This is a genomic window from Pseudomonas sp. 1 (genome assembly GCF_056626735.1).
Genome location: NZ_JBWXMQ010000015.1, coordinates 62826 through 87143, shown reverse-complemented (window position 1 = coordinate 87143; position 24318 = coordinate 62826). Strand labels below are relative to the sequence as shown.

The window sequence follows — 24318 nt, the reverse complement described above, 5'->3', positions numbered from 1 at the left end:
GCTTAGCGGTCCACGTCGGCCATAACGAAGTCGATACTACCCAGGTACGCAATCAGGTCCGCGACCATGCTGCCTTTGATCACCGAAGGGATCTGCTGCAGGTGGGCGAAGCTCGGAGTACGGATCCGGGTACGGTAGCTCATGGTGCCGCCGTCGCTCGTCAGGTAATAACTGTTGATGCCCTTGGTCGCTTCGATCATCTGGAAGGATTCGTTGGCCGGCATGACCGGGCCCCACGAAACTTGCAGGAAGTGCGTGATCAAGGTTTCGATGTGCTGCAGCGTGCGCTCTTTCGGCGGCGGCGTGGTCAGCGGGTGATCCGCCTTGTACGGGCCTTCCGGCATGTTGCGCAGGCACTGGTCGATGATCCTGACGCTCTGGCGCATCTCTTCGACGCGAACCATGCAGCGGTCGTAGGCATCACCGTTGGCGGCCAGCGGCACTTCGAACTCGAAGTTCTCGTAGCCGGAGTACGGACGCGCTTTACGCAGGTCGAAGTCGCAACCGGTGGAACGCAGGCCGGCACCGGTGACGCCCCATTCCAGGGCCTCTTTGGTGTTGTACTGGGCAACGCCGATGGTACGACCCTTGAGGATGCTGTTCTGCAGGGCGGCCTTGGTGTATTCGTCGAGGCGCTTCGGCAGCCATTCAACGAAGTCTTTCACCAGTTTGTCCCAGCCGCGCGGCAGGTCGTGGGCGACGCCACCGATGCGGTACCAGGCCGGGTGCAGACGGAAACCGGTGATGGCTTCAATCACCGTGTACGCCTTCTGACGGTCGGTGAAGGTGAAGAACACCGGAGTCATGGCGCCGACGTCCTGGATGTAGGTACCCAGGAACAGCAGGTGGCTGGTGATCCGGAAGAACTCGGCCATCATGATGCGGATGACGTCGACCTTCTCCGGCACCTTGATGCCGGCCAGTTTCTCGACCGAGAGCACGTACGGCAGGTTGTTCATCACGCCGCCGAGGTAGTCGATACGGTCGGTGTACGGAATGAAACTGTGCCAGGACTGACGCTCGGCCATCTTTTCGGCGCCACGGTGGTGGTAACCGATGTCCGGAACGCAATCGACGATTTCTTCACCGTCCAGTTGCAGGATGATGCGGAACGCACCGTGAGCCGAAGGGTGGTTCGGACCCAGGTTGAGGAACATATAGTCCTCGTTCGGGCCGGAACGCTTCATGCCCCAGTCTTCAGGACGGAAGCGCGCGGCTTCTTCCTCAAGCTGTTGCTTGGCCAGGTTCAGGCTGAACGGGTCGAATTCGGTGGCGCGCGCCGGGAAGTCCTTGCGCAGCGGGTGACCTTCCCAGGTCGGCGGCATCATGATGCGCGACAGGTGCGGGTGACCTTTGAAGTCGATGCCGTACATGTCCCAGACTTCACGCTCGTACCAGTTGGCGTTCGGCCAGATGCTGGTGACGGTCGGCAAGCTGAGGTCGCTTTCGGACAAGGCGACCTTGATCATCACGTCACTATTACGTTCCAGCGACATGAGGTGATAGAACACGGTGAAATCGGCACCGCCCGGCAGCCCTTGACGCTTGGTGCGCAGACGCTCGTCCACGCCGTGCAGGTCATAAAGCATGACGTACGGCTTGGGCAGGTTGCGCAGGAAGGTCAGGACTTCGACGAGTTTGGCGCGCGCCACCCACAGCACCGGCATGCCGGTGCGGGTCGGCTGAGCGGTGAACGCTTCGGCGCCAAAACGGTTGTTCAGTTCGACGACCACATCCTGGTCGTCTGCCTTATAAGGCGGGATGTACAGAGCACTGCCTGTAGTCATGGTTATTTTTTCGCTTTCGGTCAACGTAAAGAATGAAGCCAGCTTCTCGTTTCTTTGAAACAGACTGGATCAGACTTCGTCAGGGCTGCGCAGGTTGGTGACTGCGATTCGCTGTTCGCGGCGCTGTTCCTTCTGCGAAGGCATGTCGGCGCGATAAACGCCTTGATCGCCAACGACCCAGGAAAGTGGGCGACGCTCCTGGCCAATGGATTCCTGCAACAGCATCAAGCCTTGCAGAAACGCTTCTGGACGGGGCGGGCAGCCAGGTACGTAGACGTCGACGGGCAGGAACTTGTCCACCCCCTGAACCACGGAGTAGATGTCGTACATGCCGCCGGAGTTGGCGCACGAACCCATCGAGATCACCCACTTGGGCTCGAGCATCTGCTCATACAGGCGCTGAATGATCGGCGCCATCTTGATGAAGCAGGTCCCGGCGATAACCATGAAGTCGGCCTGACGCGGTGATGCCCGGATAACTTCGGCGCCGAAGCGCGCGATGTCGTGGGGCGCCGTGAAGGCGGTGGTCATTTCCACGTAGCAGCAGGAAAGGCCGAAGTTGTACGGCCACAGGGAGTTTTTACGTCCCCAGTTGACCGCGCCACTCAGCACGTCTTCCAGCTTGCCCATGAAAATGTTTTTGTGGACTTGATCTTCTAACGGATCGGAAACGGTTTCCCGCTGGCCGATCGGATACTGCTCGTTAGGAGCATCGGGGTCGATTCTGGTGAGATTGTATTGCATTGCCAAAGCCTCATTGTTTCAGCTTCGCCTGCCGCTTGCGACGAGCTTCCGGAGCCCAGTCAAGGGCGCCCACTCGGAACAGGTAGACAAGACCTGCCAACAGAATTGCTATGAAAACGAGAGCTTCGACGAATCCGGTCCAGCCGCTTTCGCGGACGGACACAGACCATGCAAAGAGAAAGAGGGCTTCGATATCGAAGATCACGAACAGCATCGCGACCAGATAGAATTTGGCTGAGAGCCGCAAGCGGGCGCCACCGGTAGGTAGCATGCCGGACTCGAACGGTTCGTTTTTGCTGCGGCCCCAGGCTTTTGACCCGAGGAGGCTGGAGACGCCGAGCATGAAGGCACACAGGCCGACTACACCCAGAAGGAAAATGGCAAAGCCCCAGTTGTGGGCCATGAGTCCTGTCGCTTCGGGCATGCTGGAAATCCTTAACAGAGAGCAAAGGTCTCTGAGCTTGATAAAGAAATAAGGCAGTGACGATATGTCGCAGCAATCAATCGCGCTGATTTTATGGCTAAACACCCTGCAAGTAAAATTCCTATAGCGAAATTATTTATTGGAATAAGGACATAGCGCTCCTCGAAGGGCCCGCAGCCCATGCGTTGCGGGCATTAGCCGGGTTTACGGGAAATATGTTTTGTTTGGAATGTAACGAACATAGTTGCGGCCAAATGATAATCAATATTGTTTGCGGGGTTTTTTAGATTGTTAGGCGGGTGTGTGGGTGGGAAGTTGTCTTGAATAGCGGTTACTGCAAGTAGCAGCCGAGGTCGTTTTACCGCATTTTTCGAGGGGCGGATCTGCTCTGGATCAATGTTTCTGCCGAAGGCATGGCAAGGCGCGGGGCGAATCGCAGGCAAAAACCTCCCAACCCGTCGGTTAGCCTTGGGTCGGTCCGCAACAGGCGGCCGACCTCCGTAATTCAAATCGCGCTGTGGCCTCCATCAATGACCAGATCGGCACCGGTCATCCAGGAGGAGTCATCAGAGGCCAGAAGGATCGCCGCGCCTGCCATGTCTGAAGGTATTCCCGCTCGCTGCAGCGGAATGTGCTTTTTTCTTTCCTGCCATATCGCCGGGGCGTCCCGCCACTGGCTGGCGTTACCACCTGTCGCGGTCAGTCCGGGTGAAATCGTATTGACTCTGACGCCATGAGGAGCCAGTTCCACCGCGCAGCTTCGTGTGAGCATCGACAGCGCCGCCTTGCTGGCTTGATAAGCCGACAGGCGACTGACCGCCCTGAAAGCACTGACAGATGAGATGTTGATGACGCTACCGCCCTGACCGCGAGCGATGCAGTTTTTTGCGAAGCGCTGAGTGGCAAAAAAAGGAAAACGCAGATTGACCGCCAGCGTCTGCTCATACTCATCGTTGCTCAGTTCAAGAAAAGGCGTGCGGGTGATAAACGCGGGATTGTTGACGAGTACATCAATGGGCCCGATGGCGGCGTGCGCTTCATCAAAGAGCGCCTCGATGCAGACGCTCGTGGCTTCCATGAGGGTGAAGCTGGCGCGCTGACCCCGGCGCGCTGCGAACTCAAGAACTTCACGAGCCGCAGCTTCATCGGTGCGAGCGGTAATGAATACATCAGCGCCCTCGGTAATGAAGGCTTCGGCTATCGCTCTTCCAATGCCTGAGGACGCGCCGGTTATAAGCGCTCGCTTTCCTCTTAATCTTCCATTCATGAATAGTTCTCCATAATACAAAGCTGCAGTGCGCGCGCCTATAAGTTGTACGCAGCGCACGGTTAGAACGTAGATCCGTTAATGTGATTCGGCATGTGTAAATGATTATTTAAGAGTGTTCCTACGGATCATTCATTAATGGGTGAAGGAAGTTTCTTGAGTGTCTATAAGGGCTCTGATTTTAACCGCCGGTGGCGGGCTGTTGTCAGCTAAGCTTTGGTTGAGTAGAGGTCGGATGTTTATGGGTGTTCAGCATTGTCATTGAGTCGGCTACGTGCGAACGCATGTAAGTAATTGTTCCTGTTATATGGACTTATACTGAGGTCGTGTATGTCAGAACAACGAAATAAATTCATTAATACCGCCAGGTCCGTCGATATCGGTAACCCTTCCTGGGCCCTCGCGCAACAATCGGGATTGACCGATTTGAGCGTCAAACATACCCAGCAGGGGCGTATGCAGGATCAGAACGGTCATCCATTCATGAACATGTGCTCTTGTTCATACCTGGGTCTTGAGGTCAATCAGCGTCTGGCGCGCCGCGCCGCAGATTATGTGCTCAATAGCGGTACGGTGAATCTGCCCACCTCGCGTATCAGAATAAGGTTGCGAGAGCTCGATGAGCTTGAGGATGCCTTGTCCGCGCATTTCAACTGTCGAGCCTTCACCGCGACGTCCTGCAGTGCGGGTATTGTTGCCTCGTTGCCGCTTCTGGCTGCTGGCATGTTTACTGAAGGGCAGCGCCCCTTTTTGATCTTTGACAAGCACGCCCATTTTGCACTGAATCAGGTCAAGGCCATTTGTGGTGATGAAACGCAGGTGATGACCTGCAATCATAACGATGTAGATTTTATTGAGGATATGTGCAAGCGACATCCGTTGGTCGCATATGTTGCTGATGGTGCCTACAGCATGGGCGGAAGTGCGCCTATTGAACGGTTGTTGGCGTTGCAGGATAAATATGGGCTGTTTCTTTATTTTGACGACTCTCATTCCTTGAGTGCCTATGGCGATCGGGGTGAAGGTTATATCCGTACTTATATGCCTGAGCTCAATCCCAGAACGCTTCTGGTTTATTCATTGGCCAAGGCATTTGGTGCCAATGGTGGAGGCATATTCATGTCGGAGAAGGCCGATTATCAAAGTGTCTTCCGACGCTTTGGTGGTCCGATGTCTTATTCTCAATATATAAATCCGGCGGCTGTCGGGGCGGCCATGGCTTCGCTGGATATCCATAAGAGTCCTGAGCTTGGCGTCTTGCAGGACAAGCTACGTTGCAACATTCGCCTCTTCGACAGTTTGTTTGATACGGAACACGCGGGGTCCGAATTGCCGATTCGGGTTATTCCATTGGACAGCCCGGACCTGGCGATCAGCGTTTCCGAGGGCGTCTTCAAACGAGGGTATTACACCTCGGCGGTGTTCTTTCCCATTGTGGCCAGAAACAAGTCCGGTTTACGCGTGATGATGCGTGCCGATATGTCGCAAGAAGATATCCGCAGTTTTTGCTCCGCAGTCTGGGCAGAGATCGAAGAAGCCCGTCTGAACCCGAACCTGCCGAACGCGAGGTGGTGATGACTCATCCGATACCACGAAGCTTGTTGTATTGCTCTGCCTTGCACCCTGAGCAATATGCCAAGAGTGCCCTGACGGATGTCATGGTGATTGATCTGGAGGACGGCGTCCCGCTCCTCAAAAAAGCCGAAGCCCGCCTATGTGTCGAGCAGTTCTATCGATCCGCTGTAGTGCAGCGTACGGCACTGCGTATCAATCCCTTGCGTGACAATCAGGGATTGCTCGATTTGCTGCTGGTGCAGTCACTTGAACAGCGACCCGAGTATGTCGTCCTGGCAATGACTGAAGCCGCGGCCGAGATAGACGTGGTACGCGCCAACTTAGGGGGGCAGGGAAGCAGTCCGAAAATCCTGGTCACCGTCGAAACCCCGGCCTGTCTTCGGGATATTTACGCCATTGCATCCAGCGCCGACGGACTGATCTTCGGTTCCGCCGACTACGCGGCCAGCCTGGGTGTGCCGATTGGCGGCTGGAGCAACATCCTCCACGCCCGTGCAAGCATCATTGCCGCCGCCAGCGCAGCGGGTATTCCCGCGTTCGACACCGCTTACTTCAACCTTGATGACGAAGCCGGGTTACTGAAGGAATGCCAGGACACCCGGGAGTTGGGCTTCAGTGGCAAGACCTCCATTCACCCAAGGCAGATATCGATCATCAATGAGGCATTCACGCCTTCGATCGCGGAGTACGAACATGCCTTGGCCGTTGTGCAGGCTGCGCAAAACAGCGGTGAAAAAATCACCCGATTGAAGAATCTGATGGTCGGGCCGCCCTTTGTGAAGCTAGCCCGCAAAGTCATCCAGCGCGCCCAGGAACTGGGTCTTTAAGGAGGACGCCATGGAACCGATGATTCCGGCGCATGAACGGATTGGGGCGAATCGCTACCGTGAATCTTATGGGCTGCATTACGAAGAGTTTGTGGTGGGCGATGTGTTCGAGCACCGCCCCGGGCGCACGGTGACGGAGCTGGATAACATCTGGCAGTCACTGATGAACATGAATAACCATCCGGTGCATATCGATGTGGCTTACGCACAGCGCACCGAGTTCGAAAAGTTGCTGGTGAACAGCTCCGTGACCTTGTCGATTATCAGCGGCATGACGGTCGCGACGATGAGCGCACGAGCCATCGCCAACCTGGGCTGGGATGAAATACGCCTGCCCAGCCCGGTGTATGTCGGCGACACACTTTACGCGGAGAGCGAGGTGGTTTCCAAGCGTGAGTCCCGGTCGCGTCCGGGCCAGGGCATCGTCACCATCAGGGTGATTGGGCGTAAGCAGGATGGCACTCCGGTCATCACCTACCTGCGCACTTTTCTGGTTCCAAAGCAGGGGTTTTCCCAGGGCTACCCCCTCGGCTGAAGGTCAGCTTCAGTCAGCGTGGAAGCGCTGCCGGTGAGGGAATGGCCGGGACCTTCAAAGAGCCTTGATGGAAAAGGACAAACCATGCTGCTGCTTAATCGTGAAGATATAGGGCGTTGTGTCGAGTTGCCGTCGCTTGTGCGCGTACTCGAAAAAGCTCACCAGGGTTTTTCTCTCGCGGCACCCGTGGTTCCGCCACGTTCGATAATCACGCACTCGCGACAAAAAGCATTCTCTTTGTTCATGCCGGCCTTTTTGCCTGTGAGCCAGACGCTGGGCATCAAAGTGTCGTCGTTTCATCCCGGCAACGCCGTGCTGGGGCGCTCGGCGGTCAATGGCGCGGTTTTGCTGATCGACGTCGATAGCGGCAGGTTATTGGCGATGCTCGACAGTGCCGCTCTTACAACAATTCGCACCAGTGCCCTGAGTGCGTTGGTGACGGACAAACTCTGCCTGCAGGCCCGGCTCAATCTGGCGGTGATCGGGGCTGGGGCTCAAGCGGCGGCGCATATCCAGGCAATGGCCGCTATCAGGGAATTGGGGCAGGTCAGGATCTTTTCCCGCTCGATGGCCCGCAGTGTCGCCTTGGCCGAACGTCTGTCCATTGAACTTGCGCAGCCGGTCGAGGCTGTTGAGCGCATGGAGGATGCTTTGGCAGACGCGGATATTGTCTGTACGACAACCTCCTACGACAGTCCGCTGCCGTTGATCGGGGTACATCAGCTCAAACCCGATGCCCATATCAATGCCGTTGGCGGCAGTACGCAGCAGGCGTGCGAGGTCGATCCAAAATTGCTGGGCAGTGCTCAAGTACATGTCGATCATTTGGACGCCGCATGCCGCGAATCGGGCGAAATTGCCCAGGCCTTGGCGTGGTCGGTGATCAACCGCAAGGACATCCGTGAGATCAGTACTTTGGTTGTCGAGCAGCCTTCGCCGGTTACCCGCAAACAAGGCCTCAGTTACTTCCGCAGTGTTGGCCATGCCAGTCAGGACATGGTGGTTGCCGCCTGCATCTATGGCGCGGCCGTGGAGGGGCATATCGGCCAACAGTGCGACTACCTCAATGCCTGAGAGTCGCCGGGCGCAACGTTTTGAATCAGCAGTGCCAACGACGCAGGAAGGAAAAGGATGCCCATGAATATTTTGATGATCGATTCGCAGCGAGTGAACTACGTCGACCCCGGGGAATATGGCCCGGGGTCGGAGTATCGACACTACGGCGTGGAGGTGACGTTCCGGCCCTCGGATGAGCAACTGGCCAAAGCCGACGGCATCATCGCCTTTCATTCGGTGGTCATCGACGCGCCGCTGATCGCCAGAATGCATCGTTGCCGCGCATTGGTTAAGGCCACGATCGGCCTTGATGATGTGGACGTCGAGGCGTTGAGCGCGCGAGGCATTGTGTGCGCCAACATCGGTTCTGTAGGGGCGGAGGAAGTTGCCGAGCACGCCTTGGCATTGATCCTTTTTGCCCAGCGCAAGCTGTTCGACTACGCGGGACACACCCGCCAGGGAGGCTGGAACTGGCGAGCCCATACCGGTGAAGTGAGAGCCTGTGCAGACACCGTTCTGGGAGTCGTGGGTTATGGTGCAACAGGGCGAGCGTTGGCCCGCAGGGCGGCGGCCCTGGGTTACCGCATCTGTTTTTACGACCCCGGGGTCGAGCGCTGTGCCGAAGGCATTGCCACGGGCGTGACGCTGGATTCACTGCTCGAAACGGCCGATATTCTGTCGCTGCATCTGCCGCTTACCCCGGACACTGCGCATCTTATGAACGACGCGGCATTTTCACGGATGAAGCACGGTGCGACCTTAGTCAATACCGCGCGAGGTGGCATCGTCGACACCGATGCGCTGCTTCGGGCCTTGCAGGCAGGGGGCGTGTCCATGGCTCTGCTGGATGTCGTGCAGGAAGAGCCTGCTCCTCTCCAGGCCTTGATCGAGCATGAGCGGGTGTTATTAACGCCGCATGCCGCTTTTTACAGCGAGCGCTCTCTGGCCCAACTCAAAGCCAATGCCCTGGAAACCCTGCTGGCTCTGTTACAGGGGAAAACAGCCGAAACTGTGGTCAATTCCGATTGTGTATCGCGGGAGGCAGACGGATATGCCTGAATTGAAACGTGCGGGATTTGAATCGTCCCGAGCCGGGTTGCCACCTTGGTTCGACATGGCGATCGGCAACAGCATTGTTCAATACGGTCAGCGGCTGGCGGCGCGACAACTACTGGTCAATACGCTGGGCAATATCGCTGTACGCAGCCGCTCTCAGTACTGGCAACGCGACGTGATCTACACCAAACACCGCGGCATCTCTCTGGAAGAGTGCGGGCTTGAGCATTTGTCGGTGCTGGACATGCAATCCGATGAGCTTTTGCACGGTTGTTTCCGGCCCAGCCAGGGGCACCGGATGCATCGGGAAATCATGCGCTGTCGCGCCGATGTCAATGCGACGGTGCATCTGCATCCCAATGAAGTCATTTCCTTCTTCGCTGTCTCGCAGTGGCGTGAGATGAAATACGTGTCGAACGACACGGCATTGGTCATGGGCAAACCACCGTGCATTCTCGGCGAAGGTGTGAATATCGAGCTGGATGTCAGTGCCATTGGCCGCTGCGCGGGTGACACCAACTGCATTGTCATGCCCGGTCATGGCATTACCTGTTTTGGCCGCGACCTGTCGGAGGCGTTTCATCGCGCCGTGGCATTCACTGCCGAAATCAGCCGCTTGATTACCAGCCAGTTTCTATCGGCCGCCACGGGGAAATCGGTGGTGTATGCCAGTCACGAAGAGGTCAGGCAGATGTATGCGCTTGGCGAGCAGGTGATCTATGGAGGGATGCGCAAATGAAGTTTCACCCTCACATCTCATGTTCCGGATTATGGAAGGCGCCGGAGCGCGATCTTTCATCGGTGTTGCTGGATTTGAACGAAAACCAGTTTTTACAAAGGTTTCTGGCAGGGTTCATCGCCAACGAATTGAAGCCCCAGGATCTGTTCGTCTATCCCAATTACCGGCCGCTCCTTAACCAGCTCGCACAGTACTGCAAGGTCTCCACCGACCGTTTGCTGCTGACCAATGGCGCGGATCAGGCCATCGATCTGGTGATTCGGTTACTGTTTTCGCCAGGGGATCGGGTGGTGGTGCCTTCTCCGGTTTTTTCCTTTTATTACCAGATGCTCGACGTAAACGGTGTGGCTCCCGTGATCGTGGGGTTTGAAAAACAGGCCGAAAAATTCGTGCTGTCCACCGAGGCGGTACTCCAGTCCCTGCAAACCAGCCAAGGGCTGATCCTGTGCAACCCCAACAATCCACTGGGTGTTCGCATCGATCCAGAGCAATTGCAGGTGTTCGTCGAGGCTTGTGTCAGGCAAGACAAACCGATGATCGTGGACGAATGTTATTTCGAGTATTTGCAACAATCTTGTCTGGATGCATTCAGTGCGGTCAGGCAGTTGTTTGTGATTCGTTCGTTTTCCAAGTACTTCGGTCTTGCCGGGTTGCGCCTGGGGTATGTGGTCACGCGACCGGAATCCATACGTGAACTGATGAAAGTGCGTGGCCCATGGGATGTGAACCATGTAGCGGTGAAAGCCGGGCTGTTCTGTTTGCAGAATCAGAAAGTCTTGCAGCAGGCGCACGATCATCTTGCGCAGATCAAGACTGAAATAATCGAAGTCTGTCGGGCCAACGCGATCGTCGTCTATGAGAGCGACACGAACTTTCTGCTGCTGCAGGATGAGCACGACGGTCGTCTGGCCAGCGCTTTCGCTCAGGCCAATATCCGCGTAAGCAACTGCTCGCAATACCCGCACAGTTTTGGCCTGCTCGACAATTTACTGCGAGTGGCTGTCCCTTCATCGTCGGATCTCAAACTATTGCTGATGGCGATATTGCGCGGGAGCGGCAGCGCGGCTTGTTTGAGCGATGTGAAAATAGAACGCTGGATTGCCGGAAGACCAAAGCTGCGCACTGGCGGAGCATCGCGGTGATGCTCATATGAGGAGATGGCTGAAAAGGATCGGTCTGGCGGCAGGGATGCGCAATATCATTGCGCTGCGCTTGCTGTTCGTCATGGCCAACGCATTGGGGCCTTTTGCGGCATTGTTTTTCCAGCGGCATTACGAGCTCGACAGCGCGGCGGTGGCCTGGGTGATCACGCTGATGTCGGCATTTTATCTGCTGGGTAATCTGTTGGGTGGAGCGCTGATCGGTCGTTTTACCTTCCGGGCACTTTTGATCTGTACGTCGTCCTGTTCATCACTGTTTTTGTTGTTCGCTGCCGTATTCAGTTCAACGATCGCATCAATTGCGATGGTGCTGTTGTTCATGCTGTGCGCAGGCCTGATCACGCCGGTATTCAGTGTGCTTACGTCCCTGGCCGCGGACGACAGCAATCGCATCGCCTCCTTTGGTTATCTGCACCTGGCCAGCAATCTGGGGGGAGCGCTGCTATTTGTGATGGGTGGGTACTTGCTCGGTCTCGACAGTCACTATCTGGTGCTGTTTGCGATGGTTGCCAGTGTGTTGTGCCTGTTGGCGAGTGTGTTTCTGGTGTTGCCGGAGCGTCAGAATGTTTTAACTGAAACCAGAAGTGCTTCCATTCGCGCACTGGCCGATGTGCCAAGGATCGTGATCGTGGCGGGCGCCATGTTTTTTGCGTTGTCGGTGCTGGATGCCCAGCGCGAGTATCAGCTGCCTCTATGGCTTGATCAGGTGACGGTGGGGAAGGCCGCCGGGCTGTTTGGTGCGGTAGGTATCGTCAATGCATTGCTGGTGGTCGTGGTGACGCAGCCTCTGATTGCATTGACGTCGCGTTTCGGGGCGCTGACCAATTTGTCCCTGGCGGCGGTTTTTTACGGTATCGGATTTGGAGCCTATGCCTTTTTCGAGCAAACCGCACTGATCCTCTCGTTTGTTTTCCTCTGGACGCTGGGTGAGATTCTCGGTGTTACCTACATCACTGCGTTGATTGCGCAGAAAACCACGTTGCAAACCCAGGCCAGTCTGTTTTCGATAATTCCTGTAGTGCTGGCGTTGGCGAGGATGGTTTCTGTGGGCATCGGCGCCTCTTTGATCGCCGGGATCGGTTTCCAGTTGAGCTGGAGTGTCTACGGGCTGGTGGGCATTTTGTTCGGAAGCGCTTGTCTTTTACTTGCTACCAGAAAGAGCCGCTATGCGACTGCAGTCTGAAATGGCCTGTGTAAATGGCAGTAATGGTGAAAGCGCGAGTAAAAAAACGCCCCGAACCAGTCGGGGCGTCAGTCTTTCGGCAATGCGGTTAGCTTTCTAAACGGTCCGCAAAGGCCGTTTACTCGGTGAAGTCGATCAGTGGAACTGTTCTTCTTCGGTCGAACCGGTCAGCGCAGTCACCGAGGACGTGCCGCCCTGGATCACGGTGGTCATGTCGTCGAAGTAGCCGGTGCCCACTTCCTGCTGGTGAGCCACGAAGGTGTAACCCTTGGCGGCGTCAGCGAATTCCTGCTCTTGCAGCTTCACGTAGGCAGTCATGTCGTTGCGGGCGTAGTCGTGTGCCAGGTTGAACATGCTGTGCCACATGTTGTGAATGCCGGCCAGGGTGATGAACTGGTGCTTGTAACCCATGGCGGACAGTTCGCGCTGGAACTTGGCGATGGTCGCGTCGTCCAGGTTTTTCTTCCAGTTGAAGGAAGGCGAGCAGTTGTACGACAGGATCTGGTCCGGGTATTCCTTTTTGATCGCTTCGGCGAAGCGACGGGCTTCTTCCAGGTCTGGCTTGGCGGTTTCGCACCAGATCAGGTCGGCGTACGGTGCGTAGGCCAGGCCACGGGCGATTGCCTGGTCCAGACCTGCACGAACCTTGTAGAAACCTTCCTGGGTACGGGTGCCAGTCACGAACGGCTGGTCGTACGGGTCGCAGTCGGAAGTCAGCAGGTCGGCGGCGTTGGCGTCGGTGCGGGCCAGGATGATGGTCGGTACACCGGCCACATCGGCAGCCAGACGAGCGGCGGTCAGCTTCTGCACGGCTTCCTGGGTTGGAACCAGAACCTTGCCGCCCATGTGGCCGCATTTCTTCACGGAAGCCAGTTGGTCTTCGAAGTGAACGCCGGCGGCGCCTGCTTCGATCATGCTCTTCATCAGCTCGTAGGCATTCAGTACGCCGCCGAAACCGGCTTCGGCGTCAGCCACGATTGGCGCGAAGTAGTCGATGTAGCCTTCGTCGCCCGGGTTCTTGCCGGCTTTCCACTGAATCTGGTCGGCACGACGGAACGAGTTGTTGATGCGCTTGACCACGGTTGGAACCGAGTCCACCGGGTACAGCGACTGGTCCGGGTACATCGATTCGGCGGAGTTGTTGTCCGCAGCGACTTGCCAGCCCGACAGGTAGATCGCCTGGATACCGGCTTTCACCTGTTGAACAGCCTGGCCGCCGGTCAGGGCGCCCATGCAGTTGACGAAATCTTTCTCTGGGCGGAAGGACGGCTTGGCACCCTGGGTGACCAGGTTCCACAGTTTTTCGGCGCCCATTTTTGCAAAGGTGTGCTCTGGTTGAACCGAGCCACGCAGACGGACGACGTCAGCAGCGGAGTAATTGCGAGTCACGCCTTTCCAGCGCGGGTTTTCAGCCCAGTCTTTTTCAAGGGCTGCAATTTGCTGTTCGCGTGTCAGTGCCATGGAGATAAACCTCGTCGCGTCTTTATGAAAAGTTGTTCTGCGGTGGAAAATTCCTTGCGCTCGCTGACCAGAAGCTTAGGTGGTCAGGTCGGGTTCGGCGGGGCAGGCGACGGGATGAACGATGGGCTCGAGGGGAAGTGAGCAGGTAAAGGCAACTGGTGGGCGCATTCGGGTGTCGTGGGCCTTTATGCGAACTACAGTGTAAAGCCGGGTTACCTAATTACGCTTCCGTCCCTCGGGACAACTTCGTTCCAGTCGGCAACCTCGTCAAACACACCTTGTGGGCGGTACAGACACGAAACGGCTCGCGGGGATGGTTGCGAGCAGCGCTTCGAAGGCCCTTGCCAGGGCCTCTGATTAGCGGGAGCGAGGCCATCATGCCTTCGCTTTTTTGGCTCGTCAAATATTTTGTAGTGCTTTTTTTAAAGCACTACATCTTTCGTCTAATACGACTAATCAGTCAGTTTTTGGTGCTTTAGTCCAGTGTGTCGACTTTCACCCGCAAGGTCATGTCATCCCGGCCTTGAGTCGAGTAGCTGCGTGCCAGACCTTGTTTGTCGGCTTGAGTCTGGCGATTCACGCCGGCAAGGGTAATCCATTCACCCAGTCGTCCGGTGACAGTTGTGTCGGTGCTTTGCACGTTCACTACATCGGGACGTTCCTGGCTCATGCGGTCACGGTTGGTACTGATTGCCAGATGAACGGTTTCGCCAGTGACGCTGGCGGTGACGTAAAACCCCTGTGTGACGTTGCGATATTGGGTCTGGCTGCTGTAATCGCCGTACGAGTTGGTCTGGCTGCTGGTGATCGGTACGCTCTGGCCGACCTGAATCAGCGCCGGCGCTCCTTCGCTGGCTTGAATCTGCTGAATACCGCCGTCTCGGCTGGCAGTGCTGCGGCTGATGATGCGGGTCTGCGCGCCGTTGACCGAATAGCCTTCGTCGCCACGCCCGTTGTTTTCGTTGGTATCGACCGTGATCAGCAGGCGCTTGGGTGCGGTGTCGAGCTGCGAGAGCAAATCCTTGAGCTCTTCGATTTTGCCGGGCTCGGCCTTGACGATCAGTTGGTTGCCGTAGGCGCTGACCTGACCGTCCTTACCGATGAAGTCCTGAGCGACTGGCAGCATGTCGGCGCTGGTGTGGTACTTGAGGGGAACGATTTCTGTGGCTGCCATCACCGAAAAACTGCAGCCGAGCAGCAGGGTGGTGAGCAGGGTGCGTAGGGACATGTCCGTTATCTCCGCTTTCGAAAGGCTTGATATTGCCAGTTTGTCGGCCCGGGGTGGGGCAAGTTGAATCGTAGACAGCAAAACGCCCCGGCATCGGTCGATGGCGGGGCGTTTTGTGGTGCTCATCAAGTGTTATGCCGAATGGCGAACCATGTCGACATGCGGAATCCCGGCTTCGAGGAATTCCTCGCTGACCAGGTTGAAACCCAGGCGCTCATAGAACGCCGTAGCCTGCACCTGTGCGCTGAGCATCTGCTGCTTCAAGCCGCGCGCTTCCGCTTCGGCAATCACCGCTTGCATCAGCGCATCGCCGACCTTCAGCCCGCGCCAGTCCTTCAGTACCGAAACCCGGCCAACATGCCCGTCGGGCAAAAGGCGGGCGGTGCCGATCGGAAAGTCGCCTTCGAAAGCCAGGAAATGCACCGCCGTGGCGTCATCGGCGTCCCACTCAAGCTCGGGTGGAACCGATTGTTCGGCAATGAACACCGTTTCGCGAATGCGGCGGATCTCGGCGTTGTCCTTTTGCCAGTCTGCAACACGTACGCGAATCTTATTCATCGTCGGCGAACCCCAGACTGCCCTGTTTGACCAGTTCGCACAGCAGGCCGCGACCGTCTTCGTCGCTCAGCCACTCACCAAGGTTGTCGGTGTGCAGGGCGTCGGCGGAGCAGATCAGCTTCAGCAATTCACGCAGCTTGCCCGGCAGGTATCGGCTCTGGCCGCTGGCGAACAGCAGCAGATCGTCATCGACGTCCGACCACGCCAGGCGCGCGCTCGGGTTGCGGATCAGGATGGCGCCGTCTTCGAGCGCACCGAGAAGGTCTTCTTCCTCGACTTCTTCCGGGCCTACCACCAGCTCTGGATAGCGCGGCTCGGTCATGTACTGGCCGAACCAGGTCAGCAACAGGCGTTCGTCGCTCATGTGCTCGGCGAGCAGCGCTTTCAGGCGATCGAGGGCGTCGTGCTGGATCTGATGTGGATCGTCGCTGACCGGTTTGGCGTCGGCGTCGGTGTAGCGCTCTTCGTCAGTCAGGAACTGGCTGAGGAAGTCGGTGAAGTGGGTCAGTACTTCAGCGGCGCTTGGAGCGCGGAAGCCGACCGAGTAGGTCATGCAGTCATCGACGGCAACGCCGCAGTGAGCCAGGCGCGGCGGCAGGTAGAGCATGTCGCCCGGTTCCAGGACCCACTCTTCGGTCTCGTGGAATTCGGCGAGGATGCGCAAGTCTGCGTGTTGCAGCAGCGGGCTTTCCGAATCGCACATCTGGCCGATTTTCCAGTTGCGCTTGCCGTGGCCTTGCAGCAGGAACACGTCGTAGTTGTCGAAATGCGGGCCGACGCTGCCACCCGGGGCGGCGAAGCTGATCATCACGTCGTCGACGCGCCAGCTCGGCAGGAAGCGGAAGTTTTCCAGCAGCTCGCTGACTTCCGGCACGAACTGATCGACCGCTTGCACCAGCAGGGTCCAGTCGCGCTCCGGCAGCTTGCTGAATTCGTCTTCGGCGAACGGGCCGCGACGCAGTTCCCAAGGTCGCTCGCCGTGCTCGATCACCAGGCGCGATTCGACTTCTTCTTCCAGGGCCAGGCCGGCGAGTTCGTCGGCGTCGATCGGGCTTTCGAAATCAGGGATCGCCTGGCGGATCAGCAGTGGTTTTTTCTGCCAGTAATCGCGCATGAATTCGCGCGCCGTAAGACCACCCAGAAGTTGAAGAGGAATATCGGGATTCATATGTAACCTATTGAAAAAAAGCATTTTTCAGACGGGAATAAAAACGCCCGGCGCGGCCGGGCGTCTCAAACGGGTCAAGCAGTCGATCAGATGCGTTTGGCTTGCGCTACAGCGTTGCCGATGTAGTTGGCCGGGGTCAGTTGCTTGAGCTCGGCTTTCGCTTCGGTCGGCATGTCCAGGCCATCGATGAAAGTCTGCAGGGCTTCAGGGCTGATGCCCTTGCCGCGAGTCAGTTCTTTCAGCTTCTCGTACGGGTTTTCGATGTTGTAGCGGCGCATCACGGTCTGGATCGGCTCGGCCAGGACTTCCCAGCAAGCGTCCAGGTCGGTAGCGATCTTGTCAGCGTTCAGTTCAAGCTTGCTGATGCCTTTGAGGCTTGCTTCGTACGCGATCACGCTGTGGGCGAAGCCGACACCGAGGTTGCGCAGCACGGTGGAGTCGGTCAGGTCGCGCTGCCAGCGGGAGATTGGCAGTTTGCTCGCCAGATGCTGGAACAGCGCGTTGGCGATGCCCAGGTTGCCTTCGGAGTTTTCGAAGTCGATCGGGTTGACCTTGTGCGGCATGGTCGACGAACCGATTTCACCGGCGATGGTGCGCTGCTTGAAGTAACCCAGGGAGATGTAGCCCCAGATGTCACGGTCAAAGTCGATCAGGATGGTGTTGAAGCGCGCAATGGCGTCGAACAGCTCGGCGATGTAGTCGTGCGGCTCGATCTGTGTGGTGTACGGGTTGAAGGCCAGACCCAGCTCGTCTTCGATGAAGGCGCGGGCGTTGGCTTCCCAGTCGATCTGCGGATAGGCCGACAGGTGAGCGTTGTAGTTGCCGACAGCGCCGTTGATCTTGCCCAGCAGCGGAACGGCAGCGACCTGCGCGATCTGCCGCTCGAGACGATAAACCACGTTCGCCAGCTCTTTGCCCAGAGTGGTCGGCGAAGCCGGCTGGCCGTGGGTGCGCGACAACATTGGCACGTCGGCGAAACGCAGGGCCAGTTCGCGGATGGCGTTGGCAGTCTGGCGCATCAGCGGCAGCATCACGTCGTCACGACCTTCGCGCAACATCAGGGCGTGGGACAGGTTGTTGATGTCCTCGCTGGTGCAGGCAAAGTGGATGAACTCGCTGACCTTGGCCAGCTCCGGCAGCTTGGCCGCCTGCTCTTTTAGCAGGTATTCGATCGCTTTTACGTCGTGGTTGGTGGTGCGCTCGATCTCTTTGACGCGCTCGGCGTGCTCGAGAGAGAAGTTCTCGGCCAGTTCATTCAGAACGGCGTTGGCTTCGGCGGAGAAGGCTGGCACTTCCGGGATGCCGGCGTGAGCGGCCAGGCGCTGGAGCCAGCGCACTTCAACCAGAACGCGGGCACGGATCAGACCGTACTCGCTGAAAATCGGGCGCAGGGCCTGGGTTTTGCCGGCGTAGCGGCCGTCAACAGGGGAAACCGCAGTGAGCGAAGAGAGCTGCATGGGGTGTTCTCGGACAGTCGGGCAACGAAATGGGGCGCGTATCATACATGAAAAAATCCGCCGGTCCGTCGCCAACTGACCGGCGTATTACGCGTTACAGCCTACAAGGCTTTTATTGCGCGGCGATTTACTCGCTGCGCATCAACGGATACAGCTCTTTGAGCAACTTGCGCCGACTCACGACCAACTGCCAACGATGACCGCCGAGCTGACGCCACAGGCGTGCCGAGCGAATGCCGGCGAGCAACAGGGCGCGGATCTTCGAGGCATTGCTCGGCTGCTGCAGATTGCGCATGTCGCCGTGCACCTGAATGCGTTGGCGCAACGTGCTCAGGGTGTCCTGATACAGCGCGCCGCAGGCCGCGATCACGTTTTCGTGGGCCGGGCCGAAATGCTCGACCTGCGACTGGATCTGCGGCAAACGCTTGCCGATCACATCGAGCATGTCGTCGCGTTTGGCCAGCTGTCGCTCGAGGCCAAGCATCGACAACGCGTAGCGCAGCGGTTCGCGCTGCAAGGTGCTCGGATCGCGCTCGAGGGCGCCGATCAGCGCGCGGTAACCTTCGCGCAGGTTGATATCGTCGCCGCCGTACACATCCAGGGTGTCTTTCGGGTCGCGAACCAGCAGACTGCCGAGCATGCAGCTCAGGCCGGCCTCGTTGGTCTGGCCGGTCTTGGCGATCCGGTCCACCAGCACGGCGGCGAGAAACACGCCGCCCAGCGCCGTCAGTTGCTCCTGAGTCGGGCTCATGCCAGGCCGCTCCACGGCTCGGCAACTTCGATCACGCCGCCACCGAGGCAGATTTCTCCGTCATAGAACACCACCGACTGGCCCGGCGTGACCGCGCGCTGCGGCTCATCGAACACGGCGCGATAACCGGTTGCGGTTTTTTCCAGGGTGCAGGCCTGATCGCTCTGGCGATAACGGACCTTGGCAGTCAGTCGCAACGGCTGGCTCAGATCGATCGGGTTGACCCAATAGATTTCCGAAGCGAGCAGGGCACTGGAGAACAGCCATGGATGGTTGTTGCCCTGGCCGACGATCAGCTCGTTGGTGTCCAGATCCTTGCGCAGCACGTACCACGGCTCGTCGCCAGCGTCTTTCAGTCCGCCGATGCCTAGGCCTTGGCGCTGGCCGATGGTGTGATACATCAAGCCGTGGTGACGGCCGATGACTTCGCCTTCGGTGGTCTTGATCTCGCCCGGCTGTGCCGGCAGGTATTGCTTGAGGAAATCGCTGAAACGGCGCTCGCCGATGAAGCAGATCCCGGTGGAATCCTTCTTCTTGGCGGTCGCCAGCTCGTATTTCTCGGCAATGGCACGGACTTCCGGTTTTTCCAGCTCGCCGACCGGGAACAGGGTCTTGGCGATCTGTTCACCGCCGACGGCGTGCAGGAAGTAGCTCTGATCCTTGTTCGGATCCAGGCCCTTGAGCAGTTCGGTGCGGCCATCGATGTCGCGGCGGCGCACGTAGTGACCGGTGGCGATCAGGTCCGCGCCGAGCATCATGGCGTAGTCGAGAAACGCCTTGAACTTGATCTCACGGTTGCACAGGATGTCCGGGTTCGGCGTGCGGCCGGCCTTGTATTCGGCCAGGAAGTGCTCGAACACGTTGTCCCAGTACTCGGCGGCGAAGTTGGCGGTGTGCAGCTTGATACCGATCTTGTCGCACACGGCCTGTGCATCCGCCAGGTCGTCCATGGCTGTGCAGTATTCCGTTCCGTCGTCTTCTTCCCAGTTCTTCATGAACAGGCCTTCCACTTCATAGCCCTGCTCGATCAGCAGGAGAGCGGAAACGGAAGAGTCCACGCCGCCGGACATGCCGACAATGACGCGCTTCTTGGATGTGTCAGAAGGGGCTGGATCACGCATAGGGATTCAATGAGTGTCTTGAAAAAGGACGCGATTCTATCAGGCTCACGCCCTCAAGGCTAAAGGGAAGGGCGGATCAGTTCGAGGCCGAAGCGATTGCCGGCCAGATAATCATCGATGCAACGGATGATCAGCTCGCTGCGCCAGTTATCGCGCTGGGCCAATAATTCGTCGCGGGTCAGCCACTTGGCGCCGACTATGCCGTCGTCCAGTTGATAATCCGGGTGGTGCTTGACGGCTTTGGCGCTGAAGCACACGCGTTGGTAAGTCACGCCGTTGCTCGGTGCGGTGTACAGATAAATGCCGATCACGGCGGTGGGTTCGACGTCCCAGCCGGTTTCTTCGAGGGTTTCGCGCACGGCGGCTTCGATCAGGGTTTCGTCCGGATCCAGATGGCCGGCCGGCTGATTGAGCACGTTACGCCCGGCCTTGTGTTCCTCGACCATCAGGAAACGACCGTTGTCCTCGACGATGGTAGCGACGGTGATGTGGGGTTGCCAGTTCATGGACTGCTCTTGCTCGGGGGAGGGGCGCAAGTAAACAACAAGGCGTCGTAGTGCTCAACCGATTCATGCAGGTCTGCTTAATAAGGCATGCTCATAAAGTTTTTTGATTGAAAGCCATAACTTTCCAGGAAAGTCGAGATTTTTGAAATCTGTTCGTTCGTAAGTGCGGGTATTAATGAAATTACATTAAAGACTTGAACGTTGCCCGCAAAGCAGTGCCACTCGACAAGTGCGTAGGGGTCCGCCCAAATATACCGAGATGGAATGTTCGTGCCTCCAAATCCATAAGGCGCAGATCCTGGACTTGGATTGACAATGTTGACACTCAAGTCTGTGGCGATGAGATTCTTGGGGATGGCTTGTACGTAATACCATTTATCGACGGGGTTGTGATCGTAGACATCAACTTTTCCCACTGCCCAAAATATGGGTGCCAGCAAGTCCGGGAAAGTCACCCGGGGTTTGGTTGCCAGAATCTGGGATTCGTCTGTCGCAGCCATGCCACCATTTATTTTTTGATGGATCCAGCGGTAATACGCCTGATTTCCAAAAGGTAAATAAACTCTGAAACCTTGTGGCAGGCCTTTCAGAGTGTTGAAGAGTTGCATAGGGACCTGGAGGGCGGGAGGGTCAGTGCATGGTCCATCACTGATTGCCGGGTCATTCCATGAGAGAGTGTCGGCAGATGCTGAAGATATAAGTGCGGCCAATGCAAAGCTGGTGAGTAGGCTCGACGGTTTCATTTTTATCTCCTTGCGAGGTTTAAAGGTATCTGAAAAAGTTGTCTCTCAAAGTTTTTGTTGGGCTCGGATGTCTGCATCGGGGATGCAAGGTGTTGATTCGACTCGCTCGTTTTTTATTATTGATTCCGGAGTAATGGCCGGCCGGCTATTTCGGTGTTTTGTGTTGTCGGGAGCGTGAGTGAGGTGGCAGATATTTTATTTCGAGTGTTCTGAGATTAGTGGCTTGCTCGAGTCTTGTGACCTGTCAACTTTGACAGTTGATTATGCTTTTTTGCGATCGTCCATTGCGACGATGTGGAATAAGGCGCTCGATTCTCGGGGGGGTAAGTAAGACCGAAAACAAAATTTCAACCTTTTGAAAAAAACAAACCCCGGCGCATGGCCGGGGCTTGTGATGTTCCCTTTACAACCTTATACCAGCGCAGCAATCGCCGCGTTGAGGGTTGCGCTCGGGCGCATGGCCTTGCTGATCAGCTCGGCATTGGCGTGGTAGTAACCGCCGATGTCCACTGGCTTGCCTTGAACGGCATTGAGCTCGGCGACGATGGTCGCTTCGTTCTCGGTCAGGGTCTTGGCCAGAGTCGCGAACTGCGCTTGCAGTGCAGCGTCTTCAGTCTGGGCGGCCAGGGCTTGAGCCCAGTACATCGCCAGGTAGAAGTGGCTGCCGCGGTTGTCGATGTTGCCGACTTTGCGCGATGGCGACTTGTTGTTGTCCAGGAACTGGCCAGTGGCCTGGTCCAGGGTCTTGGACAGAATCAGCGCTTTCGGGTTGTTGTAGTTAACACCCAGGTGCTCGAGAGAAGCGGCCAGGGCCAGGAATTCACCCAGCGAATCCCAGCGCAGGAAGTTCTCTTCGACCAGCTGCTGCACGTGCTTGGGCGCCGAACCGCCGGCGCCGGTTTCGAACAGACCACCACCGTTCATCAGCGGCACGATCGACAGCATCTTGGCGCTGGTGCCCAGTTCCATGATCGGGAACAGGTCGGTCAGGTAGTCACGCAGTACGTTGCCGGTCACCGAGATGGTGTCCTTGCCTTCGCGGGTGCGCTGCAGGGTGTACTTCATGGCGTCGACCGGCGACATGATCTGGATGTCCAGACCGGCGGTGTCGTGATCCTTCAGGTAAGCCTGAACCTTCTCGATCACCACGCCGTCGTGGGCGCGCATCGGGTCCAGCCAGAAAATGGCCGGGGTGCTGCTTGCGCGAGCACGATTGACGGCCAGTTTGACCCAGTCCTGGATCGGCGCGTCTTTGGTCTGGCACATGCGGAAGATGTCGCCGGCTTCAACAGCCTGCTCCATCAGCAGGGAGCCTTTGCTGTCGGTCACGCGAACCACGCCGTCGGCCTTGATCTGGAAGGTCTTGTCGTGGGAGCCGTATTCTTCAGCCTTTTTAGCCATCAGGCCAACGTTTGGCACGCTGCCCATGGTGGTTGGATCGAAAGCGCCATTGGCTTTGCAATCTTCGATCACGGCCTGGTAGATGGTGGCGTAGCAACGATCCGGGATCACAGCCTTGGTGTCGTGCAACTGGCCGTCGGTGCCCCACATCTTGCCGGAGTCACGGATCATGGCCGGCATCGAGGCGTCGACGATGACGTCGCTCGGCACGTGCAGGTTGGTAATGCCTTTGTCGGAGTTGACCATCGCCAGCGACGGACGAACGGCGTAGACCGCTTGAATGTCAGCTTCGATCTGGGCTTGCTGTTCGGCCGGCAGGGATTTGATGCGGGCGTACAGGTCGCCGATGCCGTTGTTCAGGTTGAAGCCGATTTCGGCCAGCACATCGGCGTGCTTGGTCAGGGCGTCCTTGTAGAACTCGGCAACGATCTGGCCGAACATGATCGGGTCGGAGACCTTCATCATGGTGGCTTTGAGGTGAACCGACAGCAGCACGCCTTGTTGCTTGGCGCTGTCGATTTCAGCGGCGATGAACGCGCGCAGGGCCTTTTTGCTCATGACGGAGCAGTCAAGGATCTCGCCCGCCTGAACGGTGGTTTTTTCTTTCAGGACAGTCGCGGTGCCGTCTTTGGCGATCAGCTCGATCTTCACGGCGTCAGCGGCGTCGATCAGGGCAGCTTTTTCGCTGCCGTAGAAATCACCGGCGCTCATGTGAGCGACGTGGGACTTGGAGTCCTTCGCCCAGGCGCCCATTTTGTGCGGGTGCTTGCGAGCGTAGTTCTTGACCGACAGCGGAGCGCGACGGTCGGAGTTGCCTTCACGCAGAACCGGGTTCACGGCGCTGCCCTTGACCTTGTCGTAGCGCGCCTTGGCTTCTTTTTCGGCGTCGTTGGTCACGGTTTCCGGGTAGTCCGGCAGGTTGTAGCCCTGGGCTTGCAGTTCTTTGATCGCGGCTTGCAGCTGCGGAACCGAGGCGCTGATGTTCGGCAGCTTGATGATGTTGGCTTCAGGCGTAACGGCCAGGTCGCCCAGTTCGGCGAGGTGGTCGGCTACGGCTTTGTCGCCCAGTTGCTCGGGGAAGCTGGCCAGAATGCGTGCTGCAAGAGAGATATCGCGGGTTTCCACGGCGATATCGGCCGAGGCGGTGTAAGCCTCGATGATCGGCAGCAGGGAATAGGTGGCGAGGGCTGGAGCTTCGTCGGTGAAGGTATAGATGATCTTCGAGCGGGTGGGCATATTCGGATTAACTCTCTCTTCTTTGCTAAAGCGTGCGCAGAAACTCGAGGGGCGCCGGGTAAGCGCGTTCGTTCAAAGTCATCCATGAACCGAATGTCGAGAATCTTCGCGGTGATGTTGGGTGCATCAGTAGAGCGTCAAGCAGTCGGACTGCGGTAACAACCCGACCAATCAGGCGGAAAGTCTCGTGCTAGAGAGGCCAGCCGTCGTGACCCTTTGGTCAGCGGGCGGCATTATACATAGGTAGCTGGCAATCTGCCGATGGTTCATATGCAACGATTCTCGTCCATTGGTCTAAAGGTCGCAGGGCGGGGTGGGGCGTAGAGTCGCCGTGA

General features: G+C 57.6%; 22 protein-coding genes. 8 read left to right on the top strand and 14 right to left on the bottom strand.

From position 1 onward, the window contains the following. Window positions 1-2: 2 nt before the first annotated feature. The 4 genes from nuoC to AC1MDC_RS21790 all read right to left on the bottom strand — a co-directional run bounded on the left by nuoC (window position 3) and on the right by AC1MDC_RS21790 (window position 4222). Window positions 3-1787 (bottom strand): NADH-quinone oxidoreductase subunit C/D, encoded by a 1785-nt coding sequence (nuoC, locus tag AC1MDC_RS21805; RefSeq protein WP_085699107.1) that lies wholly within the window; start codon window positions 1785-1787, stop codon window positions 3-5. A gap of 69 nt (window positions 1788-1856) precedes the next feature. After that, window positions 1857-2531, bottom strand: a complete 675-nt coding sequence (locus tag AC1MDC_RS21800) for a NuoB/complex I 20 kDa subunit family protein (RefSeq protein ID WP_007951456.1) — start codon at window positions 2529-2531, stop codon at window positions 1857-1859. A gap of 10 nt (window positions 2532-2541) precedes the next feature. Then, entirely contained in the window at window positions 2542-2955 is a 414-nt protein-coding gene (locus AC1MDC_RS21795) for an NADH-quinone oxidoreductase subunit A (RefSeq protein WP_003223812.1), read from the bottom strand. 505 nt (window positions 2956-3460) lie between these two features. Next, window positions 3461-4222: an SDR family NAD(P)-dependent oxidoreductase gene (locus tag AC1MDC_RS21790; RefSeq protein ID WP_480393626.1), complete on the bottom strand. Its 762-nt coding sequence runs from the start codon at window positions 4220-4222 to the stop codon at window positions 3461-3463. A 330-nt stretch (window positions 4223-4552) separates the two neighbouring features. On the opposite strand from AC1MDC_RS21790, the gene AC1MDC_RS21785 reads away from it, so the two are divergent. From AC1MDC_RS21785 to AC1MDC_RS21750, 8 genes are all read left to right on the top strand, one after another. Further along, complete coding sequence (locus AC1MDC_RS21785; protein ID WP_480393625.1) at window positions 4553-5797, top strand: aminotransferase class I/II-fold pyridoxal phosphate-dependent enzyme; 1245 nt, start codon at window positions 4553-4555, stop codon at window positions 5795-5797. Continuing rightward, on the top strand, window positions 5797-6624 hold the full coding sequence (locus AC1MDC_RS21780) for an HpcH/HpaI aldolase/citrate lyase family protein (RefSeq protein ID WP_480393624.1): 828 nt from the start codon (window positions 5797-5799) through the stop codon (window positions 6622-6624). Before AC1MDC_RS21785 ends, AC1MDC_RS21780 begins: the two co-directional genes overlap by 1 nt. 10 nt (window positions 6625-6634) lie before the next feature. Then, on the top strand, window positions 6635-7159 hold the full coding sequence (locus AC1MDC_RS21775) for a MaoC family dehydratase (protein ID WP_085699115.1): 525 nt from the start codon (window positions 6635-6637) through the stop codon (window positions 7157-7159). An 84-nt stretch (window positions 7160-7243) separates the two neighbouring features. Continuing rightward, on the top strand, window positions 7244-8233 hold the full coding sequence (locus tag AC1MDC_RS21770) for an ornithine cyclodeaminase family protein (RefSeq protein ID WP_480393623.1): 990 nt from the start codon (window positions 7244-7246) through the stop codon (window positions 8231-8233). A 63-nt stretch (window positions 8234-8296) separates the two neighbouring features. Next, entirely contained in the window at window positions 8297-9274 is a 978-nt protein-coding gene (locus AC1MDC_RS21765; protein WP_085703311.1) for an NAD(P)-dependent oxidoreductase, read from the top strand. Further along, window positions 9267-10010 carry a class II aldolase/adducin family protein gene (locus AC1MDC_RS21760; RefSeq protein WP_085703237.1) on the top strand — a complete coding sequence of 248 codons (744 nt, stop codon included), beginning with the start codon at window positions 9267-9269 and terminating at the stop codon, window positions 10008-10010. Before AC1MDC_RS21765 ends, AC1MDC_RS21760 begins: the two co-directional genes overlap by 8 nt. A gap of 62 nt (window positions 10011-10072) precedes the next feature. Beyond that, window positions 10073-11152, top strand: coding sequence for a pyridoxal phosphate-dependent aminotransferase (locus AC1MDC_RS21755; RefSeq protein ID WP_480393622.1), 1080 nt, complete (start codon window positions 10073-10075; stop codon window positions 11150-11152). Window positions 11153-11198: 46 nt separating this feature from the next. Continuing rightward, window positions 11199-12353 (top strand): MFS transporter, encoded by a 1155-nt coding sequence (locus AC1MDC_RS21750; protein ID WP_227232934.1) that lies wholly within the window; start codon window positions 11199-11201, stop codon window positions 12351-12353. A gap of 135 nt (window positions 12354-12488) precedes the next feature. Here AC1MDC_RS21750 and aceA read toward each other — a convergent pair whose 3' ends face one another. From aceA to AC1MDC_RS21700, 10 genes are all read right to left on the bottom strand, one after another. Then, window positions 12489-13814 carry an isocitrate lyase gene (aceA, locus tag AC1MDC_RS21745; protein ID WP_039767419.1) on the bottom strand — a complete coding sequence of 442 codons (1326 nt, stop codon included), beginning with the start codon at window positions 13812-13814 and terminating at the stop codon, window positions 12489-12491. A 475-nt stretch (window positions 13815-14289) separates the two neighbouring features. Beyond that, complete coding sequence (locus AC1MDC_RS21740) at window positions 14290-15042, bottom strand: secretin N-terminal domain-containing protein (protein WP_007951453.1); 753 nt, start codon at window positions 15040-15042, stop codon at window positions 14290-14292. 132 nt (window positions 15043-15174) lie between these two features. Next, window positions 15175-15600, bottom strand: a complete 426-nt coding sequence (locus AC1MDC_RS21735; RefSeq protein ID WP_007951452.1) for a GNAT family N-acetyltransferase — start codon at window positions 15598-15600, stop codon at window positions 15175-15177. Continuing rightward, window positions 15593-16768 (bottom strand): ribosomal protein uL16 3-hydroxylase, encoded by a 1176-nt coding sequence (locus tag AC1MDC_RS21730; protein WP_085699125.1) that lies wholly within the window; start codon window positions 16766-16768, stop codon window positions 15593-15595. Before AC1MDC_RS21730 ends, AC1MDC_RS21735 begins: the two co-directional genes overlap by 8 nt. 86 nt (window positions 16769-16854) lie before the next feature. Next, the gene (gene purB, locus AC1MDC_RS21725; protein WP_480393621.1) at window positions 16855-18225 is read right to left on the bottom strand and encodes an adenylosuccinate lyase; all 1371 of its coding nucleotides are present in this window, start codon (window positions 18223-18225) and stop codon (window positions 16855-16857) included. A gap of 127 nt (window positions 18226-18352) precedes the next feature. After that, entirely contained in the window at window positions 18353-18976 is a 624-nt protein-coding gene (hflD, locus tag AC1MDC_RS21720; protein WP_011334953.1) for a high frequency lysogenization protein HflD, read from the bottom strand. Then, window positions 18973-20097, bottom strand: a complete 1125-nt coding sequence (mnmA, locus tag AC1MDC_RS21715; protein WP_085699129.1) for a tRNA 2-thiouridine(34) synthase MnmA — start codon at window positions 20095-20097, stop codon at window positions 18973-18975. Before mnmA ends, hflD begins: the two co-directional genes overlap by 4 nt. A 59-nt stretch (window positions 20098-20156) precedes the next feature. Then, window positions 20157-20603 carry an NUDIX hydrolase gene (locus AC1MDC_RS21710; RefSeq protein ID WP_085699131.1) on the bottom strand — a complete coding sequence of 149 codons (447 nt, stop codon included), beginning with the start codon at window positions 20601-20603 and terminating at the stop codon, window positions 20157-20159. 77 nt (window positions 20604-20680) lie between these two features. After that, window positions 20681-21346 (bottom strand): hypothetical protein, encoded by a 666-nt coding sequence (locus tag AC1MDC_RS21705; RefSeq protein WP_085703233.1) that lies wholly within the window; start codon window positions 21344-21346, stop codon window positions 20681-20683. 411 nt (window positions 21347-21757) lie between these two features. Continuing rightward, window positions 21758-23983 (bottom strand): NADP-dependent isocitrate dehydrogenase, encoded by a 2226-nt coding sequence (locus AC1MDC_RS21700; RefSeq protein ID WP_480393620.1) that lies wholly within the window; start codon window positions 23981-23983, stop codon window positions 21758-21760. Window positions 23984-24318: the final 335 nt, after the last annotated feature.

What these genes read in the sequence shown, in the direction of transcription:
- AC1MDC_RS21730 (WP_085699125.1), bottom strand. Translation starts at nt 16,768, where the DNA reads ATGAATCCCGATATTCCTCTTCAACTTCTGGGTGGTCTTACGGCGCGC.
- AC1MDC_RS21780 (WP_480393624.1), top strand. Translation starts at nt 5,797, where the DNA reads ATGACTCATCCGATACCACGAAGCTTGTTGTATTGCTCTGCCTTGCAC.
- AC1MDC_RS21785 (WP_480393625.1), top strand. Translation starts at nt 4,553, where the DNA reads ATGTCAGAACAACGAAATAAATTCATTAATACCGCCAGGTCCGTCGAT.
- AC1MDC_RS21735 (WP_007951452.1), bottom strand. Translation starts at nt 15,600, where the DNA reads ATGAATAAGATTCGCGTACGTGTTGCAGACTGGCAAAAGGACAACGCC.
- mnmA (WP_085699129.1), bottom strand. Translation starts at nt 20,097, where the DNA reads ATGCGTGATCCAGCCCCTTCTGACACATCCAAGAAGCGCGTCATTGTC.
- AC1MDC_RS21740 (WP_007951453.1), bottom strand. Translation starts at nt 15,042, where the DNA reads ATGTCCCTACGCACCCTGCTCACCACCCTGCTGCTCGGCTGCAGTTTT.
- aceA (WP_039767419.1), bottom strand. Translation starts at nt 13,814, where the DNA reads ATGGCACTGACACGCGAACAGCAAATTGCAGCCCTTGAAAAAGACTGG.
- AC1MDC_RS21705 (WP_085703233.1), bottom strand. Translation starts at nt 21,346, where the DNA reads ATGAAACCGTCGAGCCTACTCACCAGCTTTGCATTGGCCGCACTTATA.
- AC1MDC_RS21710 (WP_085699131.1), bottom strand. Translation starts at nt 20,603, where the DNA reads ATGAACTGGCAACCCCACATCACCGTCGCTACCATCGTCGAGGACAAC.
- AC1MDC_RS21750 (WP_227232934.1), top strand. Translation starts at nt 11,199, where the DNA reads ATGCGCAATATCATTGCGCTGCGCTTGCTGTTCGTCATGGCCAACGCA.
- AC1MDC_RS21700 (WP_480393620.1), bottom strand. Translation starts at nt 23,983, where the DNA reads ATGCCCACCCGCTCGAAGATCATCTATACCTTCACCGACGAAGCTCCA.
- AC1MDC_RS21800 (WP_007951456.1), bottom strand. Translation starts at nt 2,531, where the DNA reads ATGCAATACAATCTCACCAGAATCGACCCCGATGCTCCTAACGAGCAG.
- purB (WP_480393621.1), bottom strand. Translation starts at nt 18,225, where the DNA reads ATGCAGCTCTCTTCGCTCACTGCGGTTTCCCCTGTTGACGGCCGCTAC.
- AC1MDC_RS21765 (WP_085703311.1), top strand. Translation starts at nt 8,297, where the DNA reads ATGAATATTTTGATGATCGATTCGCAGCGAGTGAACTACGTCGACCCC.
- AC1MDC_RS21775 (WP_085699115.1), top strand. Translation starts at nt 6,635, where the DNA reads ATGGAACCGATGATTCCGGCGCATGAACGGATTGGGGCGAATCGCTAC.
- AC1MDC_RS21790 (WP_480393626.1), bottom strand. Translation starts at nt 4,222, where the DNA reads ATGAATGGAAGATTAAGAGGAAAGCGAGCGCTTATAACCGGCGCGTCC.
- AC1MDC_RS21760 (WP_085703237.1), top strand. Translation starts at nt 9,267, where the DNA reads ATGCCTGAATTGAAACGTGCGGGATTTGAATCGTCCCGAGCCGGGTTG.
- hflD (WP_011334953.1), bottom strand. Translation starts at nt 18,976, where the DNA reads ATGAGCCCGACTCAGGAGCAACTGACGGCGCTGGGCGGCGTGTTTCTC.
- nuoC (WP_085699107.1), bottom strand. Translation starts at nt 1,787, where the DNA reads ATGACTACAGGCAGTGCTCTGTACATCCCGCCTTATAAGGCAGACGAC.
- AC1MDC_RS21795 (WP_003223812.1), bottom strand. Translation starts at nt 2,955, where the DNA reads ATGCCCGAAGCGACAGGACTCATGGCCCACAACTGGGGCTTTGCCATT.
- AC1MDC_RS21770 (WP_480393623.1), top strand. Translation starts at nt 7,244, where the DNA reads ATGCTGCTGCTTAATCGTGAAGATATAGGGCGTTGTGTCGAGTTGCCG.